General features: G+C 72.9%; 12 protein-coding genes and 1 riboswitch. Of the genes, 4 read left to right on the forward strand and 8 right to left on the reverse strand.

Annotation, left to right across the window (positions count from 1 at the left end):
- Window positions 1-15 precede the first annotated feature (15 nt).
- A riboswitch (SAM riboswitch) is annotated at window positions 16-111 on the reverse strand.
- A gap of 152 nt (window positions 112-263) precedes the next feature.
- The 3 genes from ASD16_RS09580 to ASD16_RS09590 form a co-directional block, all read right to left on the reverse strand.
- Window positions 264-479: a hypothetical protein gene (locus ASD16_RS09580; protein WP_055916230.1), complete on the reverse strand. Its 216-nt coding sequence runs from the start codon at window positions 477-479 to the stop codon at window positions 264-266.
- Window positions 480-582: 103 nt separating this feature from the next.
- A complete protein-coding gene (locus ASD16_RS09585) occupies window positions 583-1,194 on the reverse strand; it encodes a DNA-3-methyladenine glycosylase I (protein ID WP_055916232.1) in 612 nt (203 codons plus the stop codon).
- 67 nt (window positions 1,195-1,261) lie between these two features.
- Window positions 1,262-2,422: a TetR family transcriptional regulator gene (locus ASD16_RS09590; RefSeq protein WP_055916234.1), complete on the reverse strand. Its 1,161-nt coding sequence runs from the start codon at window positions 2,420-2,422 to the stop codon at window positions 1,262-1,264.
- An 80-nt stretch (window positions 2,423-2,502) separates the two neighbouring features.
- Here ASD16_RS09590 and ASD16_RS09595 point away from each other — a divergent pair, with 80 nt between their 5' ends.
- Both ASD16_RS09595 and ASD16_RS09600 read left to right on the forward strand, forming a co-directional pair.
- The gene (locus tag ASD16_RS09595; RefSeq protein WP_055916237.1) at window positions 2,503-3,414 is read left to right on the forward strand and encodes an ATP-binding cassette domain-containing protein; all 912 of its coding nucleotides are present in this window, start codon (window positions 2,503-2,505) and stop codon (window positions 3,412-3,414) included.
- Window positions 3,414-4,196 (forward strand): ABC transporter permease, encoded by a 783-nt coding sequence (locus tag ASD16_RS09600; RefSeq protein ID WP_055916239.1) that lies wholly within the window; start codon window positions 3,414-3,416, stop codon window positions 4,194-4,196. The genes ASD16_RS09595 and ASD16_RS09600 overlap by 1 nt, the downstream gene beginning before the upstream one ends.
- Window positions 4,197-4,235: 39 nt before the next feature.
- On the opposite strand, the gene ASD16_RS09605 is transcribed toward ASD16_RS09600, so the two are convergent.
- The 5 genes from ASD16_RS09605 to ASD16_RS09625 all read right to left on the reverse strand — a co-directional run bounded on the left by ASD16_RS09605 (window position 4,236) and on the right by ASD16_RS09625 (window position 14,154).
- Window positions 4,236-4,583 carry a hypothetical protein gene (locus tag ASD16_RS09605; protein ID WP_055916241.1) on the reverse strand — a complete coding sequence of 116 codons (348 nt, stop codon included), beginning with the start codon at window positions 4,581-4,583 and terminating at the stop codon, window positions 4,236-4,238.
- A gap of 22 nt (window positions 4,584-4,605) precedes the next feature.
- Window positions 4,606-6,651 carry a DUF4157 domain-containing protein gene (locus ASD16_RS22035; RefSeq protein WP_055916243.1) on the reverse strand — a complete coding sequence of 682 codons (2,046 nt, stop codon included), beginning with the start codon at window positions 6,649-6,651 and terminating at the stop codon, window positions 4,606-4,608.
- Between the two features lie 24 nt (window positions 6,652-6,675).
- Window positions 6,676-8,598, reverse strand: a complete 1,923-nt coding sequence (locus ASD16_RS09615; protein WP_055916245.1) for an ATP-binding protein — start codon at window positions 8,596-8,598, stop codon at window positions 6,676-6,678.
- 86 nt (window positions 8,599-8,684) lie between these two features.
- A complete protein-coding gene (gene hrpA, locus ASD16_RS09620; protein WP_055918200.1) occupies window positions 8,685-13,037 on the reverse strand; it encodes an ATP-dependent RNA helicase HrpA in 4,353 nt (1,450 codons plus the stop codon).
- Window positions 13,038-13,077: 40 nt separating this feature from the next.
- Window positions 13,078-14,154: a phosphotransferase gene (locus ASD16_RS09625; protein WP_055916247.1), complete on the reverse strand. Its 1,077-nt coding sequence runs from the start codon at window positions 14,152-14,154 to the stop codon at window positions 13,078-13,080.
- Window positions 14,155-14,327: 173 nt separating this feature from the next.
- Here ASD16_RS09625 and ASD16_RS09630 point away from each other — a divergent pair, with 173 nt between their 5' ends.
- Window positions 14,328-14,639 (forward strand): helix-turn-helix transcriptional regulator, encoded by a 312-nt coding sequence (locus ASD16_RS09630; RefSeq protein WP_157453878.1) that lies wholly within the window; start codon window positions 14,328-14,330, stop codon window positions 14,637-14,639.
- On the forward strand, window positions 14,632-15,057 hold the full coding sequence (locus ASD16_RS09635) for an SRPBCC domain-containing protein (RefSeq protein ID WP_055918203.1): 426 nt from the start codon (window positions 14,632-14,634) through the stop codon (window positions 15,055-15,057). Before ASD16_RS09630 ends, ASD16_RS09635 begins: the two co-directional genes overlap by 8 nt.
- Window positions 15,058-15,064 lie beyond the last annotated feature (7 nt).

The following is a 15,064-nucleotide window of genomic DNA, read 5'->3' on the forward strand; positions in this document are numbered from 1 at the left end:
TGCGGGACATTGCTCACTCCATCGCCCCTGGCGGAAGCACCCACACCCTCGCGAGGAGGGGGGTTGCTGCGGCGTCGTCGAGCCAGGTCTCTCGGCCGCTCTGGATGGTAGGCGTGATGGTAGACCGCAGATCACATGCTGGGCAACGGTGCTCGACAGATGAGACGTGGGCGTCCGTGGTGTGTGCGTGCCGATGTCACCGTGCCCGTCCGCGCGCACAGCGGAGCGAGGGAGCCCGCAACGGCGGGCGCGTCCGTGCCGCGTCAGTGCGGACGGCGAGGGGCGAGGGTGCTCGTGTGCATGCGGCTGCGCTGCGACGGGACGTCGAACCAGGAGTTCGGAGAGCCGGCCGGGACGGTCAGGAGCCCGTCCTGCACCGCCTCGAGGATCTCGGCATCGGGGACGACGTTGTCCGCCAGAGCCTCGGCCGCCGCGCGCGCGGCATCACGCCGTGCGTCGGAGTCGGGCTTGTCCGTCATGCGGGGCACTGTAGTCCGCGTCTTGACGCATGCCGAGAGCCCGGAGCGAGCATCACCCGCCGGGAGTAACGGGCACCCCGGTCGCCCGGGACGGTCGCAGCCGTCAGGCAGGAGAGGTCTGCAGGTCAGCCACGCGCCAGGCACCGGTGACCGTGGGGCAGGTCGCCAGGTGGTCGTCGACGACGCCGCAGGCCTGCATGGCGGCGTACGCCGTGACGGGGCCGACGAACCGGAAGCCCAGCAGCTTGAGCTCCTTGGCGAGCGCGCGGCTCTCGGGCGTCTGCGCCGGCACGTCCGCCCAGGTGGCGGGGCGCACGTGCGTGGACCGGTCGGGGGCGTGCGACCAGAGCACCTGGTCGAGCGTGCGGCCCGACGCGTGCAGGTCCCGCAGGGCGCGACCGTTGGCGATGGTCGACTCGATCTTGGCGCGGTTCCGCACGATGCCGGCATCCGCCATGAGCCGGGCCACGTCGTCGTCACCGAACGCCGCGACGACCTCGGGGTCGAAGTCGGCGAAGGCCGCCCGGAACGCGGGCCGCTTGCGCAGGATGGTGATCCACGCGAGCCCGGACTGGAACGCCTCCAGCGCGAACCGTTCGTAGAGGGCGTGCTCCCCGTGCACGGGCCTGCCCCACTCCTCGTCGTGGTACTGCTCGTAGACGGGGTTGCCGTCGCCGAAGCAGCGGCCGGTGCGCGGGACGTCGGACGAGGTCATGCGCCGAGTCTGCCGCGCGCCACCGACACGCAGAGCCCAGCTGTGGACGGTGCGGGCTGTGGGCGGCTCAGGAGGCGTGCGTGATCAGACGCTCGATCCCGTCGAGGATGAGCACGGTCCCGAAGTCCAGGGAGTCGTCGTCCGCGGGAACGTCGTCCGGGTACGAGAACGCGCCGTCGGCGGCGGCCCGCCGCAGGCTCGGGTGCTCGTCCGGGGACGCGAGCGTGCTGATCAGCGCACCGAGGTCCGGCGCCGGAGCACCGTCCGCGGTGCTGCCGACGGCTGCGGTCCGACCGGCGCCGCTCAGCTCCTCGCCGACCCGGAGCCGGTCCAGCGTGTGCGAGGCGAGCAACCCGATCGCGCCCACCTTCTGGTGCTCGGACAGCGGGGTGCCGTCGAGCGCGGAGAGCATCGCCTCCATCCAGGCGAGCCGTCCCGGACCCACGGCGTGCATGACCTGGGACGTGCGCGCGAGCCACGGGTGCGCGTGCAGGATCGGCTGCTGGACCGCGAGGACGAGCTCGAGCCGCTCCCGCCAGCCGCCGACCTCGGGACCCACGACCGGGGGTCGGCCGCCCGCGCGGTCGGACATGAGGCTCAACACCTCGTCCTTGGACGAGACGTAGCGGTACAGCGACATCGTGGTGAACCCGAGCGACTCCGCCAGCCGGGCCATCGAGACGCTCTCGATCCCCTCGGCGTCGGCCAGCGCGATGCCCGCGTCGGCGATCTGCTCCAGCGTGAGGCCTGGTCGGGGACCCGGGCGGCCGGGGGGAGGCGTGCGCCAGAGCACGGCGATCCCCGGCGGCAGGTCCACCGGCACGCTCTCCGCGCCGGCCACGCGCACCGCGTGCCGGCGGGCCTTCTCCGCCTCCCGGGCGGCCTGCTGCTGGGCGAGTGCGGCGGCGCGCTGGGCCTTCTCCGCCTCCCGGAGCTGACGCGCGGCCTCGCGGACGGCCTGCTGCGCGGCGCGCTCCTGCTCCTTGCGCCGCTGCTCGGCCTGCTTGAGGGCGTCCTGCTCGGCGCGCAGGCGGTCGCGCTCGCGGCGGTCGGCGTCCTTCTGGGCGTCCCGCTCGGCCTTCTCGTGGTCGCGTCGGCGGCGTTCGGCCTCCTTGGCCGCGGCGCGCTCCGCCTTCTCCCGGTCCCGTCGCAGCAGCTCTGCCTCGCGACGGGCCTCCTCGGCCTCGCGCCGAGCGAGCTCCGTGTCTCGTGCCTCGTCCTCGTCCACGACACCTCCTTGACCCGTGATCCTATAAGTGTGTATGAAGTACACACACAGTTTACGGCATACACAGAAGGGAGAACGCGATGAGTGCACCTGTCGTCATCGCCACGGGGCTGCGCAAGTCCTACGGCGACCTCACCGTGCTCGACGGCGTCGACCTCGAGGTCGGCTCGGGCGAGGTGCTCGCCCTGCTCGGGCCCAACGGCGCCGGCAAGACCACCACCGTGCGCATCCTGTCGACGCTGCTGCGGCCCGACGGGGGCACCGCCTATGTAGCCGGCAAGGACGTCGTGCGGCAGCCCGCCGAGGTGCGGGCCGCCATCAGCCTCACCGGGCAGTTCGCGGCCGTCGACGACCTGCTCACGGGCGTCGAGAACCTGCACCTCATGGCCCGGCTCGCGCACCTGGGGCGTGCCGAGGTCCGCTCCCGGAGCGCCGAGCTGCTCGAGCTCTTCGACCTCACCGACGCCGGCCGGCGCGTGGTCAAGACCTACTCCGGCGGCATGCGACGGCGGCTCGACCTCGCGGTGGGGCTGCTGTCCCGGCCGCAGGTGGTGTTCCTCGACGAGCCGACGACGGGGCTCGACCCCCGCAGCCGCAACGACCTGTGGGACGTGATCCGGTCGGTCGTCGCCGCCGGCACCACGGTGCTGCTCACCACGCAGTACCTCGAGGAGGCCGACCAGCTGGCCGACCGCATCGCGGTCATCGACCACGGGCGGGTCATCGCGAACGGGACCGCCCGCGAGCTCAAGGGGGCGGTCGGCTCCGCGCACGTCGAGCTGCGCCTCAAGGACGGTGCGGAGGAGCGCTTCACCACCGACGGCTCCGTGCCGGACGTCCGGCGGATCCTCGCCGACATCGAGCGCCGCGGAGTCGCCGTCGACACCTGGGAGGTCCGCTCCCCCACGCTCGACGACGTCTTCCTGACCCTCACGGGCCGGCCCACCGAACCCGAGAACGTCCCCGCCCTCGTCGCCTCCCGGGAGTCCTGATGACCACGCTCACCACCGCACCACCGGCCCTCGGCTGGACCGCCCACGACACGGCCGCCCTCATCGACCGCTGCCTGCGGCGCTCGCTGCGGCAGCTCGACACGGTGCTGCTGTCCGTGATCCTGCCCGTGATGCTGCTGCTGATGTTCGTCTACGTGTTCGGCGGCGCCATCCAGACGGGCGTCGACTACGTGAACTGGGTGGTCCCGGGGATCATCCTGCTGACCGCGGGGTACGGCGCCGCCAACACCGCGGTCGACGTCGCCAGCGACATGACGGGCGGCATCATCGACCGGTTCCGGTCGCTGCCCATCCGGCCCACGGGGGTGCTCACGGGTCACGTCGTGGCGAGCCTGACGCGCAACGCGGTGTCCACCGCGCTCGTCTTCGGGATCGCGTTCCTCATCGGGTTCGACGCGGCCGCGTCACCGCTCGAGTGGGTCGCCGCGGTCGGTCTGATCGCCCTGTACGTGATCGCCCTGACCTGGGTGGCCGTCGCCATCGGGATCGTCGCGTCCGGCCCCGAGGCCGCCAGCGGGTTCACCTTCGCGGTGCTCTTCCTGCCCTACGTGTCGAGCGCGTTCGTGCCGCCCGAGACGATGCCCGAGGCCCTGGAGACGATCGCGACGTTCAACCCGGTCACCCCGATCACCGACACCCTGCGCGGGTTGCTGCTCGGCACGCCCGTCGACGGGTCGGCGCTCCCGGCGTTGCTCTGGTGCCTCGGCATCGTGCTCGTCGGGCGGGTCGCGGCCGGTCTGCTGTTCCGGCGCGGCGTCTGACGTGCACGGGGCTGTGCGTCCCTGCGCAGCCCCGTCGCGTCACTCCCGGCCGGAGAACGAGCCGCCGAGGCCGTCGATCCGCGCCAGGTCCCGGTCGTCGTCGGCCGGCGCGACGGCCCACAGCAGCAGGTCGCCGTTGACGGCCGTCTCGACGGTCAGGTCGGTCTGCGCGGCGTAGCCCCGGAGCCGCTCCTGGGCCGCGGCCGCGTCGGCGTAGTCCGCGAACAGGTAGACCGAGACGTGCGCCTGCCCGTCCGGCCAGTCGAGCCCCAGGGCGTCGGCGGCCCCGACGTCCTCGGCCGTCGGGACCGCGTCGGCGTCCCGGACGCCGTCGGTCAGGCGCAGGAGCGCCAGGATGCGGTCACGCTCCTCGGCGATGCCGGTCATGCGGTCTCCTCGGTCGTCCGTGTCACTTCGCGGGCAGCTTGGCCTTGGCGTTCGTCCAGTCGCCCTTCTTGACGTAGCTCGTGAACGACGTCCAGGCCGTCCCCAGCTCGGCGTCGCTCATCGTGCTGGTCTTCGCCTTGTGCGCCGCCTTGAACTTGGTCTCGAAGAGGTCGAGCTTGCCCTCGAAGTAGATCTGCGCGAGCACGGTCTCCTGGTCGGTCTTCGATCCGCCGAGGATGTAGATCATGTCGCGCACGAACGCCACCTGCTTGGGGTAGTTGGTCCGCTCGGGCCCACCGTTCTTCGCCGGTGCCGCGTTCTGGTCGGTCAGGACCCGCGTGAAGTACTCGGTGATGCCCTCGTTGAGGTCGAAGCCGTACGTGTTCAGGACGTCGTCCGGTGCGTAGCGATGCATGCTCTCGTGGATCGCCGTGCTGGGGGTGCCACGGTCGGCATGCAGGATCGCCGGGCCGTCCGCGTTCTTCGTCGACGCGTACGCGTTGGTCGACTTCTGCTCCGCCTCGGAGTCGCTCGGGAACTCGACGCCGTAGACGATGGCCCAGTCCGCCGGCGAGATGCTCGCGACGTAGCCCTCGCCCTTCTTCCCCGCCCCGACCGCCGCCTCGACGAACGGCTTGAGGTGCGAGTAGTCCTCGATGTTCGTCTTGATGAACTCGTCGGCCTCGGCACCGGTCAGGTGGTGCTTCGTCTTCTTCGACGAGTCGAGCTTGTCGGTCTTCTTCACGTTGGTGTCGACCGCAGCCAGGAGCGACATGTAGTACAGGTCGCCCAGGTGCGTCCGGCCCTTGGCCATCGCGTCCGGGTCGGTCGCGATCGCCTGCTTCTCCGCGCCGCTGAACCCGTTGATGATCACGCGCAAGGCGTCCATCCGGGTCTTCGCGACGCCCTTGTTCGCGGGGGCCGTCTGCGGGTCGCAGGCCGCCTCGAAGCGCTCCTTGGCGGGCTTCGGTGGCGTCACGACCTCCGGGGTCGCGACCACCTCCGGGGTGGCGACCACGGGCACGGTCGTCGTGGGGGCGACCACCTCCGTCGTGGCGGTCGTGTCGGTCGGCGCGACGACGCCCGTCGGTGCCCCCGTCTCGGGCGCGGTGTCCTCGACCTTCGGTGTGTCGACGACGGGGGTGGTCACCTCCGGGGTGGTGTCCACCGGCGTCTCGACGGTCGTGGCGACCGGTGTCGTGACGGTCGGTGTCGTGACGACGGGTGTCGTGACGGTCGGTGTCGTGACCGGCTTCGCGATCTTCGTGATGGACGGGACCGGGGTCTTGGGCTCGACCGGTGTGGTGACCTTCGCGGTGACCGGCGACGGCACGGGCGTCGTCGTCGCGAGCTTCTTCGTCTTCTTCTTCTTGCCGCCGAGCAGCGCCTTGAACGGGTTCCACCGCCGGACAGTCCCCGCGCGTTCGGCCTGGCGGCGCAGCGGCGCGAGGGCCTCGGCGGGTCCGGACGACTCGGCCTGGGCGACGGGCGCCGACTCGGCCACCCGGGCGGTCTGGCGCTGCAGCCGGCGCACGGCGCTGTCGGCCATCGAGTCCGCGGCGGCCTCCGCGGGGTCGTCGGCGGTGCCGATGACGGGTCCCTGCGCCGAGCTGGGCCCGCTGCTGCCCTGGACGACGTGGGCCAGCTCGTGGGCCAGGAGGTGGTCGCCGCCGGACGTCCCCGGCGCGTACGTGCCCTTCGTGAAGTACACGTCCGACCCCGCGGTGAACGCGGTCGCCTGCACGGAGCGCGCGATCCTGTCCGCCTCGCCGTCGTCGTGGATCCGGACCCCGCCGAGGTCGACTCCCATCGCGGCGCCCATGCGCTCGGCGTGCTCCGGCTCCAACGGCCTGCCCCCGCCCTGGCGACGGCGCAGGGCAGTCCCGATCTCGGGCGCGACAGTGGTGCCGCCCAGCGGGTCCTCTCCGACGGACCGGCGCTGGATGCCCGTCGCGAGGCCCGGGACGGCCACCGGCATCACGACGTCGCGGCGCAGCGCCGGGGCGGCCGGCGCGGCCGCGCGGGCGGGTGCCTTCTCGAGCGCGGTCCGGTCACGTCCAGCTGACATGGCGGGCCTCCTTCCGTGTCCCTGTCACTGTGCGAACCCGTGCTCCGGGACGCGACGGCCGAGCTTGTGGTGCTCCGCGACCGTCGCGGCGAGGACATGACGCATGCCGACCAGCTCACCCGCGGCCACGGCGTCGTACGCGGCGGCGAGCACGATGTTGCGGATGTCGCCGCCCGCGAGCTCCACCTCCTGCGCTAGGTGCGCCACCTGCACCGGGTCGGCCGGGTCGGTGGTGACGCGCGCGAGGTGCCGCTCCCAGAGACGCTGCCGGGTGGGCACGTCCGGGTCGGGGAAGTGGACGATGAAGCTCATCCGTCGGCTGAACGCGGGGTCCAGGTTGCCGCGCAGGTTGGTGGCCAGGACGGTGACCCCGTCGAAGCTCTCCATCCGCTGCAGCAGGTACGCGACCTCCTGGTTGGCGTACCGGTCGTGCGCGTCCTTCACGTCGGAGCGCTTCCCGAACAGGGCGTCCGCCTCGTCGAAGAAGAGCAGGACGTTGAGGCTCTCCGCCTCGTGGAAGACGCGTTCGAGGTTCTTCTCCGTCTCCCCGATGTACTTGTCGACGATCGACGCCAGATCCACCCGGAACAGGTCGAGGCCCAGCTCGGCGGCCACGACGTGCGCGGCGAGCGTCTTGCCGGTGCCGGGGCTGCCGCTGAAGAGCGCGGCGATGCCGGTCCCCTTCCCGCCGACGTCGACCAGGCGACCGTCCGCGAGGACCTCGTCGCGGTGCGCGGCCCAGGACACGAACCGGTGCAGCGGGCGGGACACGTGGTCGGGCAGGACCAGGTCGGCGAACGTCGGTGGGCGGGTGGGCACGAGCGCGGGACCCGACGTGATCGAGCCGCCGACGCGCCGGGCGGCCGCACGGGCGGAGTCGGCCGAGATCTCCGTCCCCGTGACGTCCGCGAGCGTGGTGGCGTACCGCGCGGCGTCGGCGATGACCTCGGGGGCGAGCCGGAAGGTCGCCAGCCGGTGGTCCGCGATCCCGGCACCGAGCTCCCGGTCCCAGACGAGCGCGCGGTCCTCGGTGGTCACGGCGGGGGCTTCGAGCACGAGCGGGTGGTAGGCGAGCCAGAGCGGCTGCCAGGGCCGGTCCCCGACCGCGAGGACCGGGACGACGGACTCGGCGAGCGCGGCGAACAGGGTGGCCGGGTCGTGCTCCGCGAGCCGCTCCGCGTGCACGAGCACCAGCCCGGCGCCCTGCAGTGCGGCCTCGCGCGTCGTGACGGCGAGGACGTGCCGGAGGTCGGCGTCCGGTGCGACGCGGGCCAGGTCGAGCGCGAGGCAGCCGATGCCGGCCGCGGACAGGGCCGCCGCGGCCAGCGACAGCCCTCCCGAGCCGAGGGGTGAGCGGATCCAGACCAGGGGCTCGCCCGCCTCGACGGCCGCCGCCAGGAGCCCGTCGACGTCGAGCCGGCCCACGGGCACGGGCAGGACGAGCGCGGGCGTGAGCAGCGGGTCGGGATCGTCGACGCCGACCAGGTGGGCCAGCACCCGGTCCGGGACCCACAGCTCCCGGCTCAGCCACAGCGCCGGGGCGGGCGCCACCTCGAGCAGGCCGTACCGACGCGTCGGCGCCGTGGGACCCAGGTAGGTCGGCCCGGCGCCGGAGAGCGTCGGCAGGGACGCGAGCTCGAGGGCGAGGCCGACCGTGGCACGCGCCGGCGACGGACCACCGCGCAGCAGGCCGAACGCCAGCGCGAGGTTCGCGTCGAGGTCCGGGGCGGAGGCGATGGTCAGCAGCTCGGCGTCCTGCTCGTCGAGGCCGAACACGTCCGCGAGCCCGGTCAGCCGGTCGTCCTGCAACGGGCCCGGTTCCGCGTGCTCGTCGCGCAGGACCGCGAGGACGTCGTCCAGCCTGCGGCGGAGGTCGGCGTCGAGACCCTGCCGGCGGTCCCCCGCGACGCACACCTGCTTCACCAGCGCGGCCAGACGCTCGCGCATGCCCTGCCCCCTGTCGATGCGCCGACGCGACGCCGTGCCCCGTCGGCGGTCGTCCTTCCGACTGTCACATATCGGGCACGCGTTTGCTAGGCCCGAGCGGGTGAGGTCAGGGCCTTCCTGATGCGGGTCGTCGACACCGGGACCGGCGTGCCCAGCTGCTGCGCGAACAGGCTCACGCGCAGCTCCTCGAGCAGCCAGCGGACCGCCGTGACCTCGGGATCGTGCGGGCGCTCGGCGACGGCGTCGTCGTAGAGCGCCTCGACGTCCTGCACCTGCCACGCCAGGTCCGCGTCGCGCTGCGGGTTGTCGGCGGCCTTGACGAGCCGGTGCCGCGCCGCCCTCAGGTAGCGGGCCAGGTGCGGGAGGCGGTCGGCGCCGGTCTCGCTCACGAAGCCGTCGTGCACCAGCCGGGCGGCCTGCTCGCGGATGTCCTGCGCGGTGGCCAGCAGCGCGAGGCTGGACCGGGAGCGGATCTCGGCGTCGAGCTCCCGCCACGCGGTGAGGACCGCGACGAGGTCGGTGACGACCGTGAACACCGTGTCCTCGAGGCGGTCCCGGACTGCCGTGCGCACCGCGGTGTAGGCGTCGAGCGTCCGGATGCTGGTGGCCGGTGCCGTCAGCAGGCTCTCGATCGCGGCGAGCTGCACGTCCCTGACCAGCGCTTCGGTGCTGGGATACGGGCTCGCGGCGAGCGTGAGCGCCTGCGTGCCGGTCCACCGGGTCGTGATGCGGCCCGTTGCGAGGCCGACGTCGAGCAGGAGGAGGCGACGCAGGCCGCGACGCGACGCCTCGGGCACGGCGGACTCGTCGGCGAGCGCGCGGACGGCGACCGTCCCCTTCTCCTCGACCAGCGACGGGTACGCGCGGACGCGTCCGACCTCGACGACCTCGGGGAGCTCGGGCAGGTCTGCGGGCCACGTGGTCAGTCCGGTGCGCTCGACGTCGACCGCGGGTGCCGTGCTCGGTGCGGTCGAGCCGGCCGTGGACGGGCGCGCGAGCGTCGGGGCCGTCGTGGATGGCGTCGGCGTGTCCGGCGACGCCTTGCGCGCCTCCTCCATCGCCGCGCGCACGGCGGTCCGGACGGCGTCGTCGACGGCCTGCTGGGTCTGCGCCGCGAGCCGACGCTGGAGGACCGCCAGGTCCTTGCCCTCGTCCACCACTCCCCCGCGGTCGCCGACCACCCGGAACGTCATGCGCAGGTGCGGCGGCAGCCGGTCGTCGTCGAACGCGTCCTCGGGCACGTCGACGTCGCGCAGCTCGCGCACCGCTCGGCGGAACACGTCGCGGAACGACGGTGCGGCGTCGCCGGCGCGGACCGTGTCCTCCCAGTCGGCGGTGTGCTCGGTCATCCAGGCGTCGACCCCGCGGGCGACGTCGGGTGCGGGGACGAGCTGGACGCGTACGGGCTTGGGAAGGGAGCGGATCGTGGCGGTGACCAGCTCCTCACGCAGACCCGGCACCATCCAGCCGAAGCCGTCGGGCGTGAGGCGCGCGAGGGTCGACAGCGGGATGTGTACAGTCACGCCGTCCGCTTCTGTACCGGGCTCGAACTGGTACGTGAGCGGGAGGCGGAGGTCGCCCTGCGGCCAGCGCGACGGGAACGCCGACTCGTCGATCGCGCCCGCCTCGCCCACCAGCAGCTCACGGGTGAACGTCAGCAGGTCGGGGTCGTCGCGGCGGGCGGACTTCCACCACTGGTCGAAGTGCCGGCTGGACACGACGTCGTCGGGGACGCGCTCGTCGTAGAACGCGAACAGCGTGTTGTCGTCCACCACGAGGTCCCGCCGGCGGGCCCGTGCCTCCAGACCCTCCGCCTCGGCCAGCAGGCGGCGGTTCTCGTGGAAGAACGCGTGGTGGGTGGTCCACTCGCCCTGCACCAGCGCGTGCCGGACGAACAGCTCGCGGGCGTGCTCGGGGTCGACCTTGGCGTACAGGACGCGACGCTGGTTCACGATCGGGACGCCGTACAGCAGCACCTTCTCGAACGCCGTCGCTGCACCCTGCTTGGTGGACCACGCGGGCTCCGAGTAGGTGCGTCTGACCAGGTGAGCGCCCACTTCTTCGGCCCACTCCGGCTGGATGCGTGCCACGTCGCGACCCCACAGACGCGAGGTCTCCACGAGCTCGGCGGCCATGACCCAGGCCGGGGGCTTCCTGGCCAGCCCCGAGCCGGGGAAGATCGCGAACCGCGCGCCGCGTGCTCCGAGGTACTCGTTGCGGGCGCGTCGATCAGTCCTCCCCGGCGTCTTCCCGCGCGACGGCGCAGCGACCTCCGTCGCCTCCTGCATGCCGATCTGCGAGAGCAGCCCGGCAAGGATCGCGACGTGGATGCGGTCGCCGTCCCACTCGAGCTGGAGCCCGTCGGCCTCCTGTGCCGAGCGGGGGGCGTTCACGACGATGCCCAGCGGCTTGGCCAGCTCACGCAGCTGCGTGACGACGTCCTGCCACTCGCGTATCCGCAGGTAGTTGAGGTGCTCCGACCGGCACATCCGCCGGAACGCCGACCCGGACAGATCCCGCTGCTGGTCGCGCAGGTAGTGCCACAGGTTGAGGTAGGTGAGCAGGTCAGAGGTGGGATCGGTGAAGCGGGAGTGCGACAGGTCGGCCTTCTCGCGCTCCTCGACCGGCCGCTCGCGGGGGTCCTGGATGGACAGTGCGGCGGCGATGATCATGACCTCGCGCGCGACCGACCGGCGACCGCCCTCGACGATCATCCGCGCGAGCCGGGGGTCCATCGGGAGCTGCGCGAGCGCGCGGCCGGTCTCCGTCAGCCGGCCGTCGCCCAGCGCGCCCAGCTCCGTGAGCAGCTGGACGCCGTCGCGGACCGCACGCGTGTCCGGCGGGTCGACGAACGGGAAGTCGCCGATGTCCTCCGGCGTGGTCGCGACACCCACCGCGATCATCTGCAGGATGACCGACGCGAGAGATGTACGAAGGATCTCCGGCTCGGTGTACAACGGCCGAGTGTCGAAGTCGTCCTGCGAGTACAGCCGGATCGCGATGCCGTCCGCGACACGACCGCAGCGGCCCGACCGCTGGTTCGCGGACGCCTGCGAGATGGGCTCGATCGGCAGGCGCTGGACCTTCGTCGCCTTGGAGTAGCGCGAGATGCGGGCCGTGCCGGGGTCGATCACGTAACGGATGCCCGGCACGGTCAGCGACGTCTCCGCGACGTTGGTGGACAGCACCACGCGCCGGTTCTGGTGCCGCTCGAACACCCGGTGCTGCTCGGCGGCCGACAGCCGGCTGTACAGGGGGAGGAGCTCGACCGCGTTCGGGCTGCGCGGGTCGGTGACGCGGACCCCGAGCGACGAGCGCAGGGCGTCCTCGGCGTCGCGGATCTCCCGCTCGCCCGACAGGAACACGAGGATGTCGCCGGGACCCTCGAGGCACAGCTCGTCGACGGCCTCGCAGATCGCCGTCATCGGGTCGCGGTCCTCGGCGCCCCGCTTCTTGACCGGTGCGCCCTCTTCGACGTCCGGGGACAGCGGCCGGTACCGGATCTCCACCGGGTAGGTGCGGCCGGTGACCTCGACCACCGGGGCGGGTTCGCCCGCTGCGTCCGCGAAGTGCCGGGCGAACCGGTCCGAGTCGATCGTCGCGGACGTGATGACGACCTTGAGGTCGGGGCGCTGGGGGAGCAGCCGCGTCAGGTACCCGAGGATGAAGTCGATGTTGAGCGACCGCTCGTGGGCCTCGTCGATGATCAGCGTGTCGTAGGCCCGGAGCATCGGGTCCCGCTGGATCTGCGCCAGCAGGATGCCGTCGGTCATCACCTTGACCAGCGTCGACTCGCTCGACTCGTCGGTGAACCGCACCTGGTAGCCGACGATCCCGCCCAGCGGAGCGTCCCCGACGAGCTCCTCGTTGATGCGCTCCGCGACGCTGCGCGCGGCGATCCGGCGCGGCTGCGTGTGGCCGATCTGTCCGGCCCGGCCGCGACCGAGCTCGAGCGCGATCTTCGGGATCTGTGTCGTCTTGCCCGACCCGGTCTCACCGGCGACGACGACGACCTGGTGGTCGCGCAGCGCCTCGCTGATCTCCGACCGGCGTGCGCTGACGGGCAGCTGCTCCGGGTAGACGATCGGCGGGAGGTCGACCGCGTGGCGGACCTCGGCCGCACGCGCGCGGCGGGCGGCGGCGCGGGCGGGATCGTCGCGACCCGACGAACGGCGACGCGGCTCGTCGCGACCCGACGAACGGCGACCCGGCTCGTCGCGGCCCGACGAGCGCGACGAACGCCGGCTCGAGCCGGGCCGGTCCGACGAAGGCGGGTCTGACGGCTGCTGATCGGACGAGGGCTGCCGGGGGGCGGCATCCGCGGCCGGCGCCGGCTGCTCCGCCGTCGTCGGCCTGCGCCGGCCCCGTCCGCGGCTCCTGCGGGGTCGCCCCGCACCGGACCCGGGCGGGTCGACGGGGGAGGGGGGCGGCGTGCTCACGACGTCCCAGTCTCCCAGGTGCACGCCGCCGACCGCTCCTTCATTCGTCGTCGGCGAACGCGCGGTACGGCCCGACGGGTGCGGCGGACTCGCCCCACTCGTCGTTGGCCCAGGCCGCAGCGGCGCCGAGGAGCCCGGCGACGGCCGGCAGGGTGGACCGCAGCCGGACCGCTCCCCAGCGCCACCGGGTGGTGAGCAGCTGTCGGTAGCTCGGCGACGGGACGCCCTCCGGTCCGACGCGCGGGCGGTCCTCGTCGGCGCCGAACAGGAGCCAGCCGGTCATCGCGAGGATCCACGCCGCCGAGGCCAGGTCGACCGACCGGGTCCAGCCGGGCTCGTGCACGAGGTCCGGCAGGTGCGTGCCGAGCGTGGCCGTGAACCGGTCGAGCAGCTGGTCCGTGAAGCCCGGCGGCGGGTCGAACACGCACCAGCAGGTGGAGAACGGCATCGCCGCGTAGGCCGCGTCGTAGGCGGCGTGGTGCACGGTCGCGCCCTCCAGGTCGACGAAGCGCCAGCCGTCCGTCGTGCGGATCGCGTTGTCCGGGCACGTGTCGGTGGGGGAGACCACGTCCGAGGCGGGGTCGCGGTGGTCGAGGGTGGCGACGAGGTCGAGCTCCGCATCGAGAGCGCCATCGGGCGGGAGGCCCAGGACGTCGTCGAGAAGCATGCGCGCACCGGTCCGAGCGGCAGCCGACGGCTCGTCGGCTGACAGGTCACCCAGCGCGGTGCCGAACAAAGCGGTGGCGTCCCGCGACCGGCCGAGCGCGTCCGCGAGCGCCTCGACCCACTCGAGCGCACCCGCCCACGCCGCCGACCGGTCGTGGCCGAGCAGCAGGTCGGCGAGCGTCGGACCGGACCCCAGGTCGGTCATCACGATCAACCCGTGCACGCGGTCGACCGCGAGCAGGTCGGGCGTGTGGTCGAGCACCGTGAGCCCGGCGACCTCCCGGGTGAACGCGGCCGTCGACCCGTCGGGGTAGCGCTTGACCACGACCGGGCCGGACGGGGTCAGGCAGCGCAGCACCAGCGACCTGGTCGAGCCGCCGAGCGGCTCCGGGTCGGTCACGGGCGCGCCCAGGGCGACCGACGCGAGCCGCAGGGTGTGGTCGGAGAGCATGCACGTCCTTCCGTCGCGGGGAGCGACCAGCATGACGCCGCCACGCGACAGCTGCTGCGTCGTTCCGGCGACGTCGTCCCCCGACTCTTCTCGTCGGTGCGGCCGGGGTCTTGTCGGACGCGTGAGGCAGAACTATGGTCTGTTTGTACAAACAAGAACTTGTGGAGGTTCGGATGGCCGATGTCGCCCCTGCGCTGCGAGCGCTGGCCGACCCGGGTCGTCAGCGCATCCTTGCTGTCGTACGTGACCGACCCGTCGCGGTCGGCGACATCGCCGAGCAGGTCGGCATGTCGCAGCAGGCGACCTCGCACCACCTGCGGGTGCTCCGCGAAGCCGGTCTGGTCACCGAGCAGCGCGACCGCACGCGGCACCTGTTCGTCGTGCGGACCGACGGCCTGGCAGCCGTTCGCGACTACCTGGACGACTTCTGGCCCACCCACCTGCGTGCCCTGAAGAGTGCGGCCGAGGCGGCGTCCCGTGGCTGACTACGCGACGTCCATCCACATCGACGCGCCCCCCGAGATCGTGTTCTCCCACCTCGTGGTCGCCGAGCGCATGGTGACGTGGATGGGCCACCGCGCCTCGCTCGACCCCGTGGTCGGCGGCGAGTTCGCCGTCGACATCGGCGGGTCGCTGGTGCGCGGTGAGTACGTCGAGGTCGAACCGCCGCACCGGGTCGTCGTGTCCTGGGGGATGGCCGGGAGCGACGACCTGCCGCCCTCGGCGAGCCGCGTCGAGTTCGTGCTCACGGCCGTCGACGGCGGCACCCGGGTCGACCTGTCCCACACGGGCCTGCCGACGAGCCGCGCCACCGGGCACGCCGACGGCTGGGCGCACTTCCTGCCCCGCCTGGCGACGCGCGCGGCAGGCGACGATCCCGGCCCCGACACCTGGGCCGGCTGACCGACCA

The sequence above is a fragment of the Cellulomonas sp. Root485 genome (assembly GCF_001426705.1).
Classification (GTDB): Bacteria; Actinomycetota; Actinomycetes; order Actinomycetales; family Cellulomonadaceae; genus Cellulomonas.

What these genes read in the sequence shown, in the direction of transcription:
- ASD16_RS09580 (WP_055916230.1), bottom strand. Translation starts at nt 479, where the DNA reads ATGACGGACAAGCCCGACTCCGACGCACGGCGTGATGCCGCGCGCGCG.
- ASD16_RS09585 (WP_055916232.1), bottom strand. Translation starts at nt 1,194, where the DNA reads ATGACCTCGTCCGACGTCCCGCGCACCGGCCGCTGCTTCGGCGACGGC.
- ASD16_RS09595 (WP_055916237.1), top strand. Translation starts at nt 2,503, where the DNA reads ATGAGTGCACCTGTCGTCATCGCCACGGGGCTGCGCAAGTCCTACGGC.
- ASD16_RS09600 (WP_055916239.1), top strand. Translation starts at nt 3,414, where the DNA reads ATGACCACGCTCACCACCGCACCACCGGCCCTCGGCTGGACCGCCCAC.
- ASD16_RS09605 (WP_055916241.1), bottom strand. Translation starts at nt 4,583, where the DNA reads ATGACCGGCATCGCCGAGGAGCGTGACCGCATCCTGGCGCTCCTGCGC.
- ASD16_RS22035 (WP_055916243.1), bottom strand. Translation starts at nt 6,651, where the DNA reads ATGTCAGCTGGACGTGACCGGACCGCGCTCGAGAAGGCACCCGCCCGC.
- ASD16_RS09615 (WP_055916245.1), bottom strand. Translation starts at nt 8,598, where the DNA reads ATGCGCGAGCGTCTGGCCGCGCTGGTGAAGCAGGTGTGCGTCGCGGGG.
- ASD16_RS09625 (WP_055916247.1), bottom strand. Translation starts at nt 14,154, where the DNA reads ATGCTCTCCGACCACACCCTGCGGCTCGCGTCGGTCGCCCTGGGCGCG.
- ASD16_RS09630 (WP_157453878.1), top strand. Translation starts at nt 14,328, where the DNA reads ATGGCCGATGTCGCCCCTGCGCTGCGAGCGCTGGCCGACCCGGGTCGT.